Raw genomic sequence first — 18,300 nt, 5'->3', positions numbered from 1 at the left:
CTGGCCGACCTGGTCGGCGCCGGCACCCGGCTCGTCGCCGCCCAGGTTCGGCCGCGGCGGTCTCGGCAACGCCTCGCTGGCCTCCAAGGCCCGGCGTGCGCCCGGCTTCGCCCTGCTCGGCGAGGAGGGCGAGACCCGCGACCTCGTCCTGGAGCTCAAGTCCGTCGCCGACGTCGGCCTGGTCGGCTTCCCGTCGGCCGGCAAGTCGTCGCTGATCGCCGTGCTGTCCGCGGCTCGGCCCAAGATCGCCGACTACCCGTTCACCACGCTCGTGCCCAACCTGGGCGTGGTCACCGCGGGCGACGCCGTCTTCACCATGGCCGACGTGCCCGGCCTCATCCCCGGGGCCAGCGAGGGCAAGGGCCTCGGCCTGGACTTCCTCCGTCACATCGAGCGCTGCGCCGTGCTGGTGCACGTCGTCGACTGCGCCACCTTCGAGGCCAACCGCGACCCGCTGTCCGACATCGACGCCCTTGAGGCCGAGCTGGCCAAGTACACGCCGTCGCTCGGCGGCGAGCTGGCCTCCCGGCCGCGACTGGTCGTGCTGAACAAGACCGACGTGCCCGACGCCCAGGACCTGGCCGACATCGTCCGGCCCGAGCTGGAGGCCCGTGGCCTGCCGGTGTTCGAGGTCTCCACCGTCACCCGGACCGGCCTGCGGGAGCTCACCTTCGCGCTGGCCCGGACCGTCGAGGAGCACCGGGCCGCGCAGCCCATCCTGGAGCCCACCCGCATCGTGCTGCGGCCCGTCGCCGTCGACGACACCGGTTTTGTCGTCGAGGCCGACCCCGAGAACGAGGGCGGGTTCATCATCCGCGGCAACCGGCCCGAGCGCTGGATCCGCCAGACCCAGTTCTCCAACGACGAGGCCGTCGGCTACCTCGGCGACCGGCTCGCCCGCCTGGGTGTCGAGGAGGCGTTGGCCAAGGCCGGCGCCGTGCCGGGCTGCCCCGTCACCATCGGCGATGTGACCTTCGACTGGGAACCGACCACGCCGGCCGGCGTCGCGGTACTCATGACCGGTCGCGGCACCGATGCCCGATTGGAGACCAACAACCGCATCGGCGCCGCCGAGCGCAAGGCCGCCCGCAAGGCCCGGCGGACCCCGGGCGAGTGGAGCGAGTTCGACACCGAGGACGAGATCGACGAGGAGTAAGGGCGTGTCCCAGGCCCGCCAGGCAGTCGCCGCCGCGAAGCGGATCGTGGTCAAGGTCGGTTCTTCCTCGCTCACCACCGCCGTCGGAGGTCTCGACCCGAGCCGCTTGGACGCACTCGTCGACGCCCTCGCCGCCCGGTCCGCCGCCGGCAGCCAGGTGGTGCTCGTCTCGTCCGGTGCCATCGCCGCCGGCCTCGCCCCCCTCGGCATCGGCAAGCGCCCCAAGGACCTGGCCACCCAGCAGGCCGCCGCCAGCGTCGGCCAGCTGGAGCTCGTGCACGCCTACGCCACCTCTTTCGCCCGCTACTCCCTGACCGTCGGCCAGCTGCTCCTCACCGCCGACGACGTCGTCCGCCGCTCCCACTACCGCAACGCCCAGCGGACCTTCTCCCGCCTCTTGGCCCTCGGCGTCGTGCCCGTCGTCAACGAGAACGACACCGTCGCCACCGACGAGATCCGCTTCGGCGACAACGACCGTCTCGCTGCCCTCGTCGCCCACCTCGTCGGCGCCGATGCCCTCGTTCTCCTCTCCGACGTCGACGCCCTCTACACCGGCGACCCCCGCCGCTCCGACGCCCGCCGCATCACCGAGGTGGTCGACGAGTCCGACCTCGCCGACGTCATCGCCGGCACCACCGGCGCCTCCGGCGTCGGCACCGGCGGCATGGCCTCCAAGCTGGCCGCCGCCCGCCTCGCCTCCTCCGCCGGCATCCCCGTGTTGCTGGCCTCCTCCGCCGACGCCGCCTCAGCCCTGGCCGCCACCCCCGCGGGTGCCCCTTCGCCGCCGCCCGCCGCCTCGGCCAGCACCGCTCCAGCTCCGGCCACACCTTCTGCCGGCGCTCCTTCAGCTCTCGCCCCGGCTTCTGTCGACACTGCTTCGGGCTTGGCCGCGGCTTCTTCCGGTATCGCTTCGGGCGTGACCGCGGCTTCTGCTGACGCTGCTTCGGGTTTGGCCGCGGCTTCGTCCGTCACTCCTTCAGCAGACCTCTCGGCTTCTGCTGGCGCTGCCTCGGTTCCGGCCCTGATTGCCGGCGGCCCCGTTTCGGCTGGCGTTCCGGCCGCTGTCGGCACTGCCTTCGCCGCCACCGGCTCTCGCCTGTCGGCCCGCCGCTTCTGGCTCGCTCACGCCGCCGACTCCGCCGGCCGCCTCACCCTCGACGACGGCGCCGTAACTGCCGTCGTCACCCGCCGCCGCTCCCTACTTGCCGCCGGCATCGCCGGCGTCCACGGTGACTTCGATGCCGGCGACGTGGTCGACCTCACCGACCCCGCCGGCAAGGTCGTAGCCCGCGGCGTAGTCGCCTTCGACGCCGTCGAACTCCCCGCCATGATCGGCCGCTCCACCCACCACCTCGCCCCCGAACAGCGCCGCGAGGTAGTCCACGCCGACGACCTGGTCCCCCTCCCACACCCCAGCTGACCCCGCCCGTGCCCGGCCACCCCGGGTCGTCCGGTCGCCCCCGCTTCTGCCCGCCCCGGTTTGTTCGCCCGCGCGGAACGTCCCTCCAGCCCACCAATCGCCCCGCCGCTGCGGCCGCTGCCCAACTATCTCGCCGCTTCATACCCACCACATCGCTGCCGCTTGGCACTGACAAGGTCGTCGGCCGCGTCCTGCGCAGTCACCTCTGGCACCCCGCCGCGTCCGCCCTGCTGACCTGCGTCCGTCGTCGGGCCGGCCGCACGCGGTCGTCGATTGCGTCCGGACTTCTCGACTGCGCCGGACTTCTCGACTTTCTTCCCCCACCCACCCCGCACAAATGAAAACCGCACCCGCCACAGGGATCGCCCGTGACGGGTGCGGCTGTCTGGCCGCAGGCGCTGGTCAGTGCCTGGTGATCGAGAAGCCGGTGCCGTTGGAGCTGATCGCGCCAGGGATCCAGGTGTTGGTGCCCCGGTCGTCGGCGTTCAGCGCGGACGGGTTGGTGGCCTTGAGGGTCTTGCCGTCGAACTTCACGCCGGTGAAGGTGAAGGCGTTGCCGCTGACCGACGGGTACGAGTCGGTGGGCGACTCGATGATCGCCTCGGCCGAGTAGTGCCGGGCGCTGCTCAGCGACTTGGTGGTGGTCTTGGTCCACCCCTTGGTGGTGTCGCTGATGTCCAGCTTGTAGCTGGTGCCGGAGCGAGTCACCGTGGCGGTGAAGTGGTCGCCGGCGCTGACCGCGTTGCTGTAGTACACCGGTGCGGCCGGGTACATCTCGTACCACGCCTGGTAGACCGGGCGGCCGCTGGAGCAGTCGGTGGCGACACCGGTCTGCTCGACAGTGGACGAGCCGTCGCCGTCGATGCCGACCCACGGCGCGACCAGGTCGTTGCTGGACCTGCAGGTCATCGACGGCTCGGTCCAGCTGGCGGTCGCGGTGGTCCAGCTGCCGAAGCTGGCGTAGCCGCCCCAGTTGCCGCCGGAGAAGTTGCTGCCCACGCCGTGCCCGAAGTTGACGTGCGGGCCGAACGTGGCGGGGCCGGTGGTGGCGGCGGCCGTGCCGGCAGCGAGTCCGGCAGCCGCGAGAGCGGCCGCGACCAGGGCGCGGGTGAGACGAGTGGCGAGCATTTCCGATCCTTTCACCGGCGACTCCCGACCGCTGATCGGCGTTGCGGGAGTGCCTTGCAGGGGTGGTGGAGGGACAGGCGCAATTCTCGGAATTCCGCCGGGGAACTGATCAGATTCCCCGGCGGAACCCGTACTGATCTTTCAACGGACCATCGGGCCGCGGTAGCTACTTTCGGGGGGTTCCCGGCGGCGATAAATCCGTTTTGGTGCCCTTTGTGTCAGGTCAGCAGCAGCACCGCGTAGCAGGCGAGCCAATGCTCGACCATGTAGTCGGTCCCGCTGGTCAGATCCAGTTCCGGCCCGGCGTGCGCGGCCGCGGCGGCCTGCATCTCGGCGATGCGGACGTCGCTCGGCGGAAGGACTGAGGCCAATCGGAGCAGGCACAACGCCCGGCTCAGATTCAATCCGTGCAGATGGGCGATCTGCCCGTCGGAGTCATCGGTAACGACGGCCGGTGTGTACAGACCGCTGGTCGTGATGTCCGGCAGGAATCGATCGAACCACTGGATGAACTCGGTTGGTCCGAACAGCTTCGACATCAGTTCCGCCTCGCACAGCGCGGGGGAGAGGAAATCGGCCCCGCCCGGCTCCATGCGCGCCGGATAGTCGACGTCGCCGTCGAACCAGCGGTGCGCGGCGTCGGAGATGGCGTTCACCAGCGCCGGGTTGCCCCGGTCGTTCAGCGCGTGGGCGTGCGGCAAGGCCAGGGAAAGCCCGAACGCACTGTTGAGGTGCATGCCCTGCCGGTCCGGGTAGGTCGCCTTCGGCAGCCAGTCGGTGAACGCGTCCGTGATCGCCTCGGTCAGCGGCGTCAGGTTCGCCGCCCAGCGTTGCGCGTCCGGATCGTCCCAGGTGGACAGTTCGTGGTGGAGCATGTGCTCCCAACCCCACGCGTAGGGCCGCGCGTGTTTGTCGAACTCGTGGAAGCTGCGTGTTTCCACCGCGATCGCCTCGGCCGTCAGGTGCTCGTCGAGCACCGCTCGGATCTCGGCGGCCGGCACGTGATCGGGCATCGCACGCAGGAGGCGCACGAGCGCCCAGTGCATTTCGACGCACGAGTGCCAGTCGAAGCAGCCGTAGAACGCCGGAAAGACGTCCTTCGGCCGGTTGGGCATGTCGCCCGGGCCCTGCATGACATGCCTGATGTGGTTGGGAAACTCCCGGCGCACGGTGACCAGGATGATTTTCGCGAAGTCCTCGGCCCTGGCCAGCAGCAGTGCCTGCCGGTCGGCCTTCCCCAGAGTGCTCAAGACTCTCCTCCGTGATGAGCGGATTGTGATGACATCGCTCCTGGGGATGCGCCGTGTTACTTCCGGACCTCCTTCCGGGCAGCACGATGGCGACCACGACCGCCTCGGCCGAGCGTGACCGACATCGTCGACTGCGGTCGCATTGCTCGACAGTGGCCCCGCCGCGGTCCTCGATCGACGATGGACACGCCGACCGGTCAGAATCGCTCAAACGAACAATTGCATCAGTCGGTCGCGGTTCTGTCCGGTCGTTTTCCTTGTGGCCCGTGGCCACGGGCCTGCTCTCCAGTCCTGCCTGCTGGCCCTGCCCGCGGTGCCGCCCGCTGGCCGTAGCCGCGGGCCTTGTCGCGGGCACTGTTCGCGGGCTCTGATCGTTGGCCTCGGTCGTTGGCTGTGTCGTCTGCCGCGTTCATGGGACCAGTTGAGTCCCGTTTCTGCCACGAGGATGGGCTCTGGGCCAAGTTGTGTGATCAACTAGACTCGATCCGACAGGTCCGTGCTAGGTCGCGTGCAGGATTCTCTTCCTCAGCAAGGGAAATCCTGCTCGGCCGAATGCCATCCTCTTGAGGAGCTTGATCTTGTTAACTGTGCCTTCGGTGGGACCGTTGCTCCACGGCAGCGTAAGTCCGGCAGTCACCGCGGCCAAGTCTTGGCGCAGGCCGTTGACGAATGAGTGCAGCGCGGGAAGGTTGTCCTCGCGGACGCAGTCCATCCAGTCGGGCAGGTGGTCGCCGCTGAGGTTGCGAATCATGCACGCGAACGAGCCGACGTGCCGACGGGTGGCCTCCAGTTCGGGGCATCGGGCGAGGATCTCCTTGAGCCGCAAGCAGTCCTTGTCGGGCAGGTTGTCGGGGTCACGCATGATCCACCCGGTGACGTGGCGGATTTTCGGCGGAGCGGAGGCTGTGGGGGCGGCGGCCACCACGGCTCTGGGTGTGCGGCCGGCGCGAAAGGGGCGCAGGTAGCGGTAGACAGTCTGGGCACTGCCTCGGTAGCCCTGCTCGCGGATTTCGGTGATCAGCCGGGTGATGTTGGTGTGGCCGCCGATCCAGCGCTGGTTGAGGTAGGGCTTGAAGTTGTCCAGCCGTGAGTGCCGGGAGGTGGTCTTGGCGATGAGGTCCTCGACGTCGCCGGCTTGGACGATCCGGCGGACCGTCTTCCGGTCCAGCCGCAGCTCGCGAGTGATCGCCCGAATCCCCATGCCTTCGGCGTGCAAGGCCCGCACAGCGTCGTACCGCTCGCGGATCCTCGCCACGAACGACGACTCTGCCAGCCCGCCAGGGTCGGCCGGCTCAAGGTCGGGAGCCGGCGGCGGGTCCGTCTCGACCGTCTCGGTAGGGTCGTCAACGGCACCTTCAGCGTGATGGTCGGGCGTGATGGGCTCGGACAGGCATTTGCGGTGGGCGATGACGGTCTTCTCGACGGCCTCGCCCAGGTTCTTCCAGACATGCCACCGGTCCGCGCACTGCGTTGCCTGCGGCGCGCCTCGCGTGCTGGCTTCGGCGTAAGCGCTGGCTCGGTCCCGAGCGATGATCTGGATCTCGGGGTGGGCCTTCAACCACTCCGCGAGCGTGTCGGCCTCCCGGTCTGGGAGCACGTCGATGGGTTGGTGTGTCCCGAGATCGATGATGATTGTGGCGTAGGTTTGTCCTTTCCGGATTGCGAAATCGTCGATGCCCACGGCCGTGACCTCGCCGACCGGCTTCTCCGGCAGGGCCCGCAGCAGCCGTAACAGCGTGTTCCGACTCGCCGGCAATCCCAGCACCGTGGCCAACCGCGCGCCTGCGCGGCCGGCCAGAGCCACACTGATCGAGGTCAGCATCGTGCGCGACAACGGGGTTCTGCGCGCGTGCCGAGTGGCCACGCCGGCGGGCTGCTCAGTGAAGGTGCGCACGACGCACTCGGTGTTGCCACAGAAGAAACGTCGTACCCGCAGGCGCAGCGCCACGGCCTGGCCGGCGATCGCCGCGTCAGCCAGCCTGCGGTCGTAGCGGCTGTGCACCCGGCTCGCGGGGTGACCGCACGCGTGGCAGGCCGCCTGCGGCGCCGTCGAGTTCACCCACATCAGCACGCCAGCGGCCGTCTGCTCGACCCGCTCGATCACCACACCACTCAGGTGTGGAAGCAACACGTCAAGAGCATGATCATCACACTCCGAAGATGATCACCCTACGGCCGTTCGATCTCCGTGAAACTTGATCACGCAATCTGTCCCAGAGCCCGAGGATGGGACCACCCCGATCAGGTTTTGCCACTGATGGGACCACCACCCGGCAGTGCCGGTGTGGCTTCCCGCCCCCGGTCGCCAGGCCGTTTGTGCTGGTCAAATGGCGTACCGGGAGGTATCCGTGATTGAGATCAAGGAAGTGCTCCGGCTGTGGCTGGCCGGCCAGTCGCTGCGGGAGGTGACCCGACTGGCCGGGCTGGACCGCAAGACCGTCCGCCGCTACGTGCAGGCCGCCCAAGCCGCCGGCCTGGACCGTGAAGACGACCAAAGCCGGCTGACTGACGAGCTGCTGGGCGCGGTGGTGGCCGTAGTCCGTCCGGAACGGCCCCGCGGCACCGGCGCCTCGTGGGAGGCCATCGCCGGGCAACGCGAGCAGATCAAGGCATGGCTGGGCCAGAATCTCACGCTGGCGAAGGTCCACATGTTGTTGGAGCGACGCGGGATCGTGGTGCCGTATCGGACGTTGCACCGCTTCGCCGTCGCGGAGCTCGGGTTCGGCCGGCGTCAACCGACCGTGCGGGTCGCTGACGGCGAGCCAGGCCGCGAGGTGCAGGTCGACTTCGGCCGGCTCGGGCTGGTGCCCGACCCGGCCACCGGCCGGCGCCGGGTCGCCCAAGGGCTGATCTTCACCGCGGTCTACTCCCGGCACATGTTCGTCTACCCGACCCTGCGCCAAACCCTGGACGACGTGGTGGCCGGGTTCGAGGCCGCGTGGGCGTTTTTCGGCGGCGTGTTCCCCGTGGCGATCCCCGACAACATGAAGACGATCGTCGACCGCGCGGACGCGGTCGACCCACGCTTGAACGATGCGTTTCGCGAGTACGCCCAAGCACGTGGGTTCGTGGTGGACCCGGCTCGGGTTCGGCATCCGCGGGACAAGCCCCGCGTCGAGCGCTGCGTTCCCTACGCGCGCTCGAATTTCTTTGCCGGAGAAGACTTCCGTGACATCGACGACTGCCGGGAACGTGCAGTGACGTGGTGCGCCCAGGTCGCGGGGATGCGCGTTCACCGCACAACGCAGTGCCGCCCGGCGGAGGTGTTCGCCGCCGAGGAACGCCCGTTGTTGTTGCCAGCACCGGAAACCGGGTTCGCAGTGCCGTCCTACAGCCGCCCGAAGGTCGCCCCGGATCGGCATGTCGAGATCGGCCGGGCCTTGTATTCGGTGCCCGGAGAGCTGATAGGGCAACGGATCCTGGCCCGCGCCGACGGCACGACGATCAAGCTCTACTGGCACGGGCAGCTAATCAAGGTCCATCTGGTGGTCGAGCCCGGCCGTCGGCGCACCGACCCGGCGGATCTGCCCACCGAGCAGGCCGTCTACGCGATGCGCGACCTGGACGCGCTACACCGCCGCGCCGCCGTCTACGGCGATCACATCGCCGCCTACACCGCCGCGATACTGGAGCATCCGTTGCCCTGGACCAAGATGCGCCAGGTCTATCGACTCCTCGGTCTGGTCCGCCGGCACGGCGCCGAGGCCGTCGACCAAGCGTGCCAGCGCGCTCTGGACGCTGAAACGGTCAATGTCGGTCTGATCGACCGGATGCTCACCCGCGGCCGCGACGGCCAAGCCGACGAACAGGCCACCACACCTCGACCTGCCACAGCCAGTCGCTTTGTCCGTGACAGCAACGACTTCTCCGTTCGGAGGCCCTCATGAGCCCCGCCAGCCGCGCGGCGGCCCGCACTGAGCCCAAGCCGATCGAGGTCTCACCCGAGCTGACAGGGTTGCTGCGGCGCCTGAAGCTGGGGAGGATGCTGGACACCCTGTCTGAGCGTCTCGCGTTGGCCCGCACCGAACACCTGCCCCACCACGATTTCCTGGAGATGCTACTGGCCGACGAGGTCGCCCGCCGCGACCGCCAGGCCATCCAGCTGCGGGCCAAGACCGCGCAGCTGGACCCGGCCATGCACCTGGACGCCTGGGACGAGACCACCAAGGTCAGCTTCGACAGGCAACTCTGGGCCGAGCTGACCTCGCTGCGGTTCGTCATGGACTCCTACAACGTCTTGATCATGGGCCCGGTTGGGGTCGGGAAAACGTTCCTGGCCAACGCGTTGGGGCACGCAGCTGTCCGCCGCAAGTGGAGCGTGCACGTCGAACGCGCCGACAAACTGTTCAAACGACTCCGCGCCGCGCGGCTGGACCACACCTACGAAGACGAGATGCGCAAGCTCCAACGGATCGAGCTGTTGATCATCGACGATTTGGCTCTGCAACCGCTGGATGGGTTGCAGACCAACGACTTCTACCAGTTGATCGTGGAACGCCACCGGGAGGCGTCCACGATCATCACCTCTAACCGGGAGCCACCGGAGATGCTGGCCATGATGGCCGACCCGCTGCTGGCGCAGTCGGCGATCGACCGGCTGCAGTCCGCTGCGTTCGAGTTGGTCATCGAGGGCGAGAGCTACCGGCAGCGGCAGAAGCCCACCATCGCCGGCCTCACCCGACAGCGTGAGGGCGACCCTCAGGATTGACGATTGCCACTGGCTGGACCACCATCAGCACAGGCCCGTGACCCCGGTCCGAGGTGGTCCCTAGCTCGTGGCACAACGGTGGTCCATTGAGCGCGGCAGGCGACATTGGCTGTGATCACCGGAGATGGCTGTCGGCCCTGACCGTTGGGCTTGGTCGGTGGCGTGATCGCCGGTGGCAACGGCAGGTTTTGAACGCTGGTACCGATTGGCCGGCGTGATCGCCGGTGGTGGCCGCGGGTCTTGGACGCTGGCGCCGACCGGCGGTCTGACTGTCAGCGGTGACCGTGGGCCCGATTGTCGGCCGCGACCGTCGGCTCTGATCGTTGGCGGCGGTCGTCGGTGTGATCGGCGGCCGTGACGGTCGGCCCTGATCGTCGGGCGTGATCGATGGTCCGAGTTTCGGTCCTGGCCGATGTGGGGTGGGCGGTAGTGCGAATCACATCGAAGATTAGGTAAGACGCCGGCCACCGACATCCCGGACAACGTGCATGCGGGACTGACGGCCAGTCCGGTCACCGATGTGCACGTGTTCGGCCGGCGTGGTCCCGCGCAAGCCAAGTTCACGCCGCTGGAACTACGGGAACTGGACCACTCCCCGACGGTGGAGGTGATCGTCGACCCGGAGGACATCGAGTTCGACGAGGCGTCCATCGCCGCGACGCGGTCGTCCAAGCAGATCGACATGGTGGTGAAAACCCTGCAGGACTGGGCCATCCGGGACGTCGGCAACCGCCCGCGCCGACTGCACCTGCACTTCTTCCACACGCCGGTGGAGATCCTCGGCGCGGACGGCGCGGTCACCGGCCTGCGAACCGAACGCACCGAACTGACGGGCGACGGGACCGTATGCGGCACGGGTGTGTTCCAGGACTGGGACGTCCAGGCGGTATACCGGGCGGTGGGCTACCTGTCCTCGCATCTCGCGGATCTGCCGCTCGATCACGTCACCGGGACGATCCCGCACAACGAGGGCCGGATCCTGGACCTCGACGGCGACCTGGTGCTCGGCGCCTACGTGTCCGGGTGGATCAAGCGCGGCCCGATCGGCCTCATCGGCCACACCAAGGGCTGCTCGTCCGAGACCGTGGCCGCGCTCCTGGCCGACGCCCCCAGCCTGTCGCCGGCTGCCCGGCCGGAGCCGGACGCCGTGGTGACGTACCTGAACGAACGGGGCATCGAGTTCACCACCTGGCAGGGCTGGCGGAACCTCGACGCCTACGAGCGGGCGCTCGGCGAGCCGCACGGCCGCGAGCGGATCAAGGTGGTGTCCCGCTCGGAGATGCTCGCGGCGTCGCAAAGCGGCTTCGCTGTTCCGCTTGGGCAATAAGGGATCGCTAGTTCGTGACGGCGAGCGCGAACGGAAGCACCGCGGGGGCGCCTCCTTCTCGGAGCAGTCGGACCGCGAGCGTCATAGTCCAGCCGCTGTCCACGAGATCGTCCACCAGCAACACGGGACCGTTGGGGGAGAAGGACTCCGGCGCGCGCAGGCCCTGCCACAAGCCGGCCAGGCGCTGCGCGCTGTTGCTGCGCCGGGTGCCCTCGCCGGCTGATTCGATCTCACCGAGATAGGTCAGCCGCCCGATCGTCGCCAGTCGCTCGCCGAGGCTGGCGACGAGCTTCGGCCGACGGCGGGAGCCGATCGTCACGACGCCAGACGGCCGCTGCTCCCACTTCCACGACGAGAGCACCTGCACGCAGGCGTTGAACACGTCGTCCGGCACCGGCTGGTCCGGCGCGTCGTCGGCCAGCAGGTCGCGCAAACGGTTGCCCCAGCCGATATCGGTCAGCCGGCCCAGCGCCCGGCCCTCCTCGGCCTGCTCGCCGGCCGGGATCTTGCCCGACAGCGGCACGCCCAGCCCCGACATGCCACTCGGCCACATCTTCCGCGGCGCGATCTCCACGCCGGGCCGGTTCAGCCGGTCCTGCGCGGCGGTCGAGGCCTGCCCCGACACCTCGACGCTCCACCGCCGGCCCGTGCAGTTGTCACACCGCCCGCAGGGCGCCGCCGCCGGATCGTCCAACTGCCGCAGCAGGAACTCCATGCGGCAGCTTTCGGTGGCCTGGTAGTCGAGCATGGCCTGCTGCTCGGCCCGGCGAGCCTGGCCGAGACGGCCGTAGCGCTCCTCGTCGTACTGCCACGGCTCGCCCGTCGACACCCAGCCGCCGCGCACGCGGTGCACCGCGCCGTCCACGTCCAGCACCTTGAGCACGACCTCGAGCCGGCTGCGGGACAGCTCCACCATCGGCTCCAGCGCGGCCGTCGACAGTGGACGGTCGCTCATCGCCAGCCCGTCCAGCACCTGGCGCACCACGTGTTCCGGCGGGAAGGCCAGCGACGCGAAGTACTGCCAGATCTCCCGGTCCTCCCGGCCCGGCAACAGCAGCACCTCCGCGCGCTGCACGCCACGGCCGGCACGACCGATCTGCTGGTAGTACGCGATCGGGGACTGCGGTGCGCCCAGGTGCACCACGAATCCCAGGTCCGGCTTGTCGAAGCCCATGCCCAGCGCCGAGGTCGCGACCAGCGCCTTGACGCGGTTGGCCAACAGGTCCGCCTCGGCTCGCTCGCGTTCGGCCGGGTCGGTCTTGCCGGAGTACGCCGCCACCTCGAAGCCCCGCTCGCGCAGGAAGGACGCCACGTCTTCGGCGGCGGACACCGTCAACGTGTAGATGATGCCGGAGCCGGAGAGCTCGGTCAGCTTCTCGGCCAGCCACCCCAGCCGCGCCGCCGGGCTCGGCAACGTGACGACGGCCAGGTGCAGGCTTTCCCGGTCCAGCGGGCCGCGCAGCACCAGCGTCTGGGTGCCACCGATGCCCAGCTGATCGGCGACGTCGCGCACCACACGGTCGTTCGCGGTCGCCGTCGTGGCCAACACCGGCACGCCCTCCGGCAGTTCACCCAGAAGTGTGCGGAGGCGCCGGTAGTCGGGGCGGAAGTCGTGGCCCCAGTCGGAGATGCAGTGCGCCTCGTCCACCACGAGCAGGCCCGCGCTCGCGGTCAGACTCGGCAGCACGTTGTCGCGGAAATCCGGGTTGTTCAACCGCTCCGGGCTCACGAGCAGCACGTCCACGTCACCGCCGGTGACGGCGTCCTGGACCTGCTGCCACTCACCGAGGTTGGCGGAGTTGATGGTCGCCGCGCGCACCCCCGCGCGGGCCGCCGCCTCCACCTGGTTGCGCATCAGGGCCAGCAGCGGCGACACGATCACCGTCGGCCCCTCGCCCAACGACCGCAACAAGGCCGTGGCGATGAAGTACACCGCCGACTTGCCCCAGCCGGTGCGCTGAACGACCAGCGCGCGACGGCGCTGCGACACCAGTGCGCTGATCGCCGTCCACTGGTCGTCACGGAGTCTCGCCTCCGGGCCGGCGAGGGCCCTGAGGTGTTCCTCTGCCTGCTCACGCAAGGCCTGGTCGTCCATGAGCACATGCCTACACCACGAATCTGACAGTTCCACGGCCGCCCGAGGTCGAGGCCCATATTTCGGGTCGAGCGAGATTGTTCTACGATTCAACAGTGACCGACGAGCTGCGGGACCAGGTCCACGACGCCGCCAAGCGGGCCCGAGTCGCCGCCAAATTCCTCGCGACCGCCAACACGCAGCGCAAGAACGCCGTGCTGCTGGCGATGGCCGACGCCCTCGAGGCCGCCACCGCCGACATCCTCGCCGCCAACGAGCGCGACCTCGCCGCCGGCCGCGACGCGAACATCGGCGATGCCCTGCTCGACCGGCTCGCCCTCAGTGAGAAGCGGGTCGGCGGCATCGCCGACGGCCTGCGCTCGGTCGCCGGCTTGCCGGACCCGATCGGCGACGTCCGTCGCGGCTCGACGCTGCCCAACGGCCTGGAACTGCGCCAGGTCCAGGTCCCGCTCGGCGTCATCGGCATCGTCTACGAGGCTCGTCCGAACGTCACGGTCGACGCCGCAGGCCTCACGGTCAAGGCCGGCAACGCGGTCCTGCTCCGCGGCTCCTCCAGCGCCGAGCAGTCCAACATCGCGTTGGTCAAGGTGCTCCGCGAGGTGTTGGCGGACAATGACTTCCCGGCCGACGCCGTGCAGCTGCTGCCCTGTCAGGACCGGGCGTCCGTGCGCCACCTCATCACCGCGCGCGGCCTGGTCGACCTGGTCATCCCGCGCGGCGGCGCCGGCCTGATCTCCGCCGTTGTGCAGCAGGCGACCGTGCCGACGATCGAGACCGGCGTCGGCAACTGCCACGTCTACGTGGACCGTGCCGCCGACCTCGACATGGCGCACCGGATCCTGATCAACTCCAAGACCCGCCGCCCCAGCGTCTGCAACTCCGCCGAGACCGTTCTCGTGCACCAGGACGTGGCCGAGCAGTTCGTGCCCGAGGCCGTGCGCCAGCTCCTCATCCACGGCGTCACCGTGCACGGCGACAAGCGCGCCGCCGAGCTGGCCGACGTCACGCCGGCCACGGACGCCGACTGGGACACCGAGTATCTGTCCCTGGACATCGCCATGCGCATCGTCGACTCGCTGGACGACGCCGTCGACCACATCGGCGAGCACGGCAGCGGCCATACCGAGGCGATCGTCTCCGACGACGTGCGCGCGGCGCGGGACTTCGTGGCCCGCGTGGACGCGGCGGCGGTGATGGTGAACGCCGCGACGTCGTTCACCGACGGCGGCGAGATGGGCCTCGGCGCGGAGATCGGCATCTCCACCCAGAAGCTGCACGCCCGCGGTCCGATGGGGCTGGCCGAGCTGACCTCGACGAAGTGGGTTGTGTGGGGCGACGGTCACGTCCGCCCCGTCTCCTGACAGCGCCGGTACGTTCACGGGCGTGACTTCAGAAGCGCCCGAACATCGCAGACGTGACGCATCAGCGACCAAGGCCGCCTTGCTGCGCGCGGCCCAGGAGCTGTTCACCGAGCGTGGCTTCGAGCGTACGACCGTCCGTGACATCGCCGACCGCGCGGGCGTGAACCAGGCCCTGCTGTTCCGCTACTTCGGCAACAAGGAAGACCTCTTCCACGTCGTCCTGGCCACCGAGAGCCGGACGCTGGTCGCCGAGTGGCCCGCCGAGCAGGTGCTGGCCAGGACGCTGGCGCGGATGCTCGACCCGGACACGGGCGGCGTCCAGGACGGCGCGTGGCTGGCCGCACTGCGGTCCAGCGGCCACGACGGCGCGGCCGACGTCATCCGCAAGCAGTTGGGCCAGGACTACACGCGGGTGCTGGGCTCGCTCACCGACGCCGAGGATGCGGACCTTCGGGTCGATCTGGTGCTGGCCTGGGTCGTCGGCCTGGGCATGCTGCGCACGGTCGTGCGTAAGGAACCGCTGGTCAGCGCCGATCCGGAGGAGGTGGCGAGGCTGATGCTGCGCGCCGCGTCCGTGCTGCTCGAACGGGTCGACACCGATCCGGTTGGTTGACGCCTGGTAACCAAGTGCCTATCGTCAGAGATGTAAGCGGAAGCTTACATCTCAGTTCGGCTATGGGGAGCCTGACATGACGACAGTCGACCGTGGCGCCTGTCCGTACCCGTTCAGCGAGGCCAAGGGCCTGGACCTCGATCCGGAGTACGGACGGCTGCGTGACAACGGCGAGCTGGCCAGGGTGCGCATGCCCTACGGCGGCGAGGCCTGGATGGCCACCAGCTACGAGGACGTCAAGACCGTGCTCGGCGACCCGCGGTTCAGCCGCGCGGCCACCCTCGGCGTCGACGTGCCCCGCACCACGCCGCTGATGCAGACCGAGAGCAACCTGCTGACCATGGACCCGCCGGACCACAGCCGGTTGCGCAAGCTGGTGGCCAAGGCGTTCACCATGCGGCGCATCGAGATGCTGCGGCCGCGGGCCCAGGAGGTGGTCGACGGCCTGCTCGACGCCATCGAGGCCCAGGGCCCGCCGGCCGACCTGGTCGAGGGACTCTCGCTGCCGCTGCCGATCACCATGATCTGCGAGCTGCTCGGCGTGCCCTTCGAGGACCGTGACCGGTTCCGGGCCTGGTCGGACGCTCTGCTGTCGCTCACCGCGCACAGCGTGGAGGAGATCCAGGCGGGCCGGGACGGCCTGCGGGCGTACCTGGCGAGCCTGGTCGCCCAGCGCCGTGAGGAGCCGTCCGACGACCTGCTCGGCGTCCTGGTGCACGCCCGCGACGAGGAGGACCGGCTCACCGAGCAGGAACTCGTCCAGTTCGGGGTGACCCTGCTGGTCGCCGGCCACGAGACGACCGCCAACCAGACCGGCAACTTCCTCTACACGCTGCTCAGCCGGCCGGAGCTGAAGCGGGACCTCCAGCAGAATCCCGACCGACTCGACGCCGCGATCGAGGAGCTGCTGCGGATGACGCCGCTGGGCAACACCGCCGGCCTGCCGCGCATCGCCACCGAGGACATCGTGCTCAGCGGCACGCTGGTCAAGGCGGGCGAGGCGGTCGTCACCCAGACCGCGGCGGCCAACCGCGACGGCGGCGTGTTCGACAACGCCGACGAGATCGACTTCCACCGGGAGAACAACCCGCACATCGCGTTCGGTCACGGCGTGCACCACTGCCTCGGCGCCCAGCTGGCCCGGCTGGAGCTCCAGGTCGCGGTCGGATCCGTGCTGCGCCGGCTGCCCGCCGTGCGGTTCGCGGTGCCGGTCGACGAGGTGCCGTTCAAGACGGGGCGCCTGGTCCGGGGCCTGCAGGCGCTGCCCGTCACCTGGTGATGCAGGATTGACGGGTTCCTGAACTGGCTGAGGAGGACACGGTGGCAGACGGCCGCTGGAATGTGACGATCGACTCGGGCACGTGCATCGGGTCCGGTGTGTGCGCCGGCACCGCGCCGAAGTACTTCACGCTCGACGGTGGCTACGGCACGCCGGTCGCCGACGAGGTCGACGCCGACGACGAGGTGGTCACCGCCGCCGAGTCGTGCCCGATGGAGGCGATCCTGGTGCGCGAGGTCGGCACCGACAAGGTGGTCGCCCCGCTGGACTGAGGGGCGCGGGGGCGCCGGCTGGCCGGCTGCCGGTCGGCGCCTCCCGTCCGCTCGGATAGCCGTTGCTCACACTTCGGCGCTGCCGCGGGCCGAACGGGTGACGGCTGCCTACGCTGGGCCGTTATGACCGACAAGCGCCGGGTCGGGGTCATGGGCGGCACCTTCGACCCGATCCACCACGGCCACCTGGTGGCGGCCAGCGAGGTCCAGGCCAAGTTCGAGCTGGACGAAGTGATCTTCGTGCCGACCGGGCAGCCCTGGCAGAAAAGCGGGCGCGACGTCAGCCCGGCCGAGGATCGCTACCTGATGACCGTGATCGCGACGGCGTCCAACCCGCGCTTCTCGGTCAGCCGCGTCGACATCGACCGCAGCGGCCCCACCTACACCGCCGACACGCTGGCCGACCTGGCCGACCGGTACCCCGACGACGACCTGTTCTTCATCACGGGCGCGGACGCGCTCTCGCAGATCGTGTCGTGGAAGCGGGTCGACGAGCTGTTCACCCGCGCCCACTTCATCGGCGTCACCCGGCCGGGCTTCCGGCTGGACCCCCACGACCTGCCGGCCGGATCCGTGAGCCTGATCGAGGTGCCGGCCATGGCGATCTCGTCCACGACCTGCCGCGACCGGGTCTGCGCCGGTCAGCCGGTGTGGTACCTGGTGCCGGACGGGGTGGTGCAGTACATCTCCAAGCGCGGCCTCTACCAGTGCTGAAGACGGGAATCCCCCGATCCGGCGCCTGGATCGGGGGACCCGTACTCGTCAGTCCTGGCGTGCTATCGCGTACGCCCGACGGGACGAAGCGCGATCGCGCCGAGAGACTTCCCGAGCATTCGCACACCTCCCTTCGGTTGGGCCACCCACTGCGGCCGTGTGCCCATATCTGATCGTTCGCGCCCCACCCAGGTCAACGGGTTTTTCGACGGACGCGGGACGGTACCCTAACCACTCATCCCGTAAGTGAAGAACGCAAGGAGTGACGTGGCTGCCACCGACGAGGCACGACGGCTGGCACTGGTGGCCGCCCACGCGGCCGCCGACAAGAAGGCGCACGACATCAAGGTGCTGGACGTCTCCGCCCAGCTCGTGATCACGGACTGCTTCGTGATCGCGTCGGCGTCCAACGAGCGCCAGGTCGGCGCCATCGTGGACGGCGTCGAGGAGAAGATGCGGGAGGCCGGCACCAAGCCGGTCCGCCGCGAGGGCGCCCGCGAGGGCCGCTGGGTGCTGCTCGACTTCGTCGATGTCGTGGTGCACGTCCAGCACACCGAGGAGCGCGTCTTCTACGGCCTGGAGCGGCTGTGGAAGGACTGCCCGGAGATCCCGTTCGACGACGGGTCCAGTGAGGACGGTTCATGACCCTGAGCAGACTCCTGCTGTGGCGGCACGGGCAGACCGAGCACAACGCCAGCGGCCACTGGCAGGGACACCTGGACTCGCCGCTCACCGAGCGGGGCCGGGAGCAGGCGCGGGCGGCGGCGCCCGCGCTGCTGGCGTACGAGCCGCACCTGGTGGTGGCCTCCGACCTGCGGCGGGCCACCGACACCGCGAAGATCCTGGTCGAGGCGGGCGGGCTGCCGCTGCGGCTGGACAAGCGGCTGCGGGAGACCGACATCGGGCACTGGCAGGGCCTCACCTCCACCGAGGTGGACGCCCGCTACCCCGGTGGCATCAGCACCTGGCAGTCCGAC

The 18,300-nt window shown here is 69.6% G+C and carries 14 protein-coding genes and 2 pseudogenes; 12 read left to right on the top strand and 4 right to left on the bottom strand.

Annotated elements, in window-relative coordinates:
• Both obgE and proB read left to right on the top strand, forming a co-directional pair.
• Nucleotides 1–1,156 (top strand): annotated as a pseudogene (gene obgE / locus KUTG_RS16920) (GTPase ObgE); the annotation flags it as partial.
• 4 nt (nt 1,157–1,160) lie between these two features.
• Nucleotides 1,161–2,576: a glutamate 5-kinase gene (gene proB, locus KUTG_RS56370; protein WP_084579401.1), complete on the top strand. Its 1,416-nt coding sequence runs from the start codon at nt 1,161–1,163 to the stop codon at nt 2,574–2,576.
• A 402-nt stretch (nt 2,577–2,978) separates the two neighbouring features.
• Here the strand turns inward: proB and KUTG_RS16910 are convergent, their stop codons facing one another.
• From KUTG_RS16910 to KUTG_RS16900, 3 genes are all read right to left on the bottom strand, one after another.
• Nucleotides 2,979–3,704, bottom strand: a complete 726-nt coding sequence (locus KUTG_RS16910; RefSeq protein ID WP_043717992.1) for a G1 family glutamic endopeptidase — start codon at nt 3,702–3,704, stop codon at nt 2,979–2,981.
• Nucleotides 3,705–3,922: 218 nt separating this feature from the next.
• Nucleotides 3,923–4,954, bottom strand: coding sequence for a DUF2891 domain-containing protein (locus tag KUTG_RS16905; RefSeq protein WP_052394746.1), 1,032 nt, complete (start codon nt 4,952–4,954; stop codon nt 3,923–3,925).
• 499 nt (nt 4,955–5,453) lie between these two features.
• Nucleotides 5,454–7,058 carry an ISL3 family transposase gene (locus KUTG_RS16900; protein WP_232240767.1) on the bottom strand — a complete coding sequence of 535 codons (1,605 nt, stop codon included), beginning with the start codon at nt 7,056–7,058 and terminating at the stop codon, nt 5,454–5,456.
• A 172-nt stretch (nt 7,059–7,230) separates the two neighbouring features.
• Here KUTG_RS16900 and istA point away from each other — a divergent pair, with 172 nt between their 5' ends.
• From istA to KUTG_RS16885, 3 genes and pseudogenes are all read left to right on the top strand, one after another.
• Entirely contained in the window at nt 7,231–8,841 is a 1,611-nt protein-coding gene (istA, locus tag KUTG_RS16895) for an IS21 family transposase (protein WP_232240832.1), read from the top strand.
• Nucleotides 8,838–9,662, top strand: a complete 825-nt coding sequence (istB, locus tag KUTG_RS16890) for an IS21-like element helper ATPase IstB (protein WP_052394744.1) — start codon at nt 8,838–8,840, stop codon at nt 9,660–9,662. The genes istA and istB overlap by 4 nt, the downstream gene beginning before the upstream one ends.
• Before the next feature lie 466 nt (nt 9,663–10,128).
• Nucleotides 10,129–10,989: pseudogene (locus KUTG_RS16885) on the top strand (pyridine nucleotide-disulfide oxidoreductase); the annotation flags it as partial.
• Nucleotides 10,990–10,996: 7 nt separating this feature from the next.
• Here the strand turns inward: KUTG_RS16885 and KUTG_RS16880 are convergent.
• Nucleotides 10,997–13,084 (bottom strand): RecQ family ATP-dependent DNA helicase, encoded by a 2,088-nt coding sequence (locus KUTG_RS16880; RefSeq protein ID WP_043717985.1) that lies wholly within the window; start codon nt 13,082–13,084, stop codon nt 10,997–10,999.
• A gap of 95 nt (nt 13,085–13,179) precedes the next feature.
• Between KUTG_RS16880 and KUTG_RS16875 the strand changes: the two genes are divergently transcribed.
• From KUTG_RS16875 to KUTG_RS16845, 7 genes are all read left to right on the top strand, one after another.
• Nucleotides 13,180–14,445: a glutamate-5-semialdehyde dehydrogenase gene (locus KUTG_RS16875; protein WP_084579399.1), complete on the top strand. Its 1,266-nt coding sequence runs from the start codon at nt 13,180–13,182 to the stop codon at nt 14,443–14,445.
• Between the two features lie 22 nt (nt 14,446–14,467).
• Entirely contained in the window at nt 14,468–15,058 is a 591-nt protein-coding gene (locus tag KUTG_RS16870) for a TetR/AcrR family transcriptional regulator (protein WP_043717980.1), read from the top strand.
• Between the two features lie 76 nt (nt 15,059–15,134).
• Nucleotides 15,135–16,337: a cytochrome P450 gene (locus KUTG_RS16865; protein ID WP_043717978.1), complete on the top strand. Its 1,203-nt coding sequence runs from the start codon at nt 15,135–15,137 to the stop codon at nt 16,335–16,337.
• A gap of 41 nt (nt 16,338–16,378) precedes the next feature.
• Nucleotides 16,379–16,609: a ferredoxin gene (locus KUTG_RS16860; protein ID WP_043717976.1), complete on the top strand. Its 231-nt coding sequence runs from the start codon at nt 16,379–16,381 to the stop codon at nt 16,607–16,609.
• 123 nt (nt 16,610–16,732) lie between these two features.
• Complete coding sequence (nadD, locus tag KUTG_RS16855; RefSeq protein WP_043717974.1) at nt 16,733–17,323, top strand: nicotinate-nucleotide adenylyltransferase; 591 nt, start codon at nt 16,733–16,735, stop codon at nt 17,321–17,323.
• Nucleotides 17,324–17,590: 267 nt separating this feature from the next.
• On the top strand, nt 17,591–17,968 hold the full coding sequence (gene rsfS / locus KUTG_RS16850) for a ribosome silencing factor (protein ID WP_043717972.1): 378 nt from the start codon (nt 17,591–17,593) through the stop codon (nt 17,966–17,968).
• The coding region (locus KUTG_RS16845; RefSeq protein WP_198047203.1) for a histidine phosphatase family protein at nt 17,965–18,300 on the top strand (336 nt) is incomplete at its 3' end. The genes rsfS and KUTG_RS16845, both read left to right, overlap by 4 nt.

It is taken from the genome of Kutzneria sp. 744, from assembly GCF_000568255.1.
Lineage (GTDB): Bacteria > Actinomycetota > Actinomycetes > Mycobacteriales > Pseudonocardiaceae > Kutzneria.
Note: the sequence above shows the minus strand (reverse complement) of the source record. Positions and strands in the feature narration are given on the sequence as shown.

Excerpts from the sequence above, each read along its gene's own strand:
- istB (WP_052394744.1), top strand. The coding sequence starts at position 8,838 with ATGAGCCCCGCCAGCCGCGCGGCGGCCCGCACTGAGCCCAAGCCGATC.
- KUTG_RS16910 (WP_043717992.1), bottom strand. The coding sequence starts at position 3,704 with ATGCTCGCCACTCGTCTCACCCGCGCCCTGGTCGCGGCCGCTCTCGCG.
- nadD (WP_043717974.1), top strand. The coding sequence starts at position 16,733 with ATGACCGACAAGCGCCGGGTCGGGGTCATGGGCGGCACCTTCGACCCG.
- KUTG_RS16880 (WP_043717985.1), bottom strand. The coding sequence starts at position 13,084 with ATGGACGACCAGGCCTTGCGTGAGCAGGCAGAGGAACACCTCAGGGCC.
- KUTG_RS16865 (WP_043717978.1), top strand. The coding sequence starts at position 15,135 with ATGACGACAGTCGACCGTGGCGCCTGTCCGTACCCGTTCAGCGAGGCC.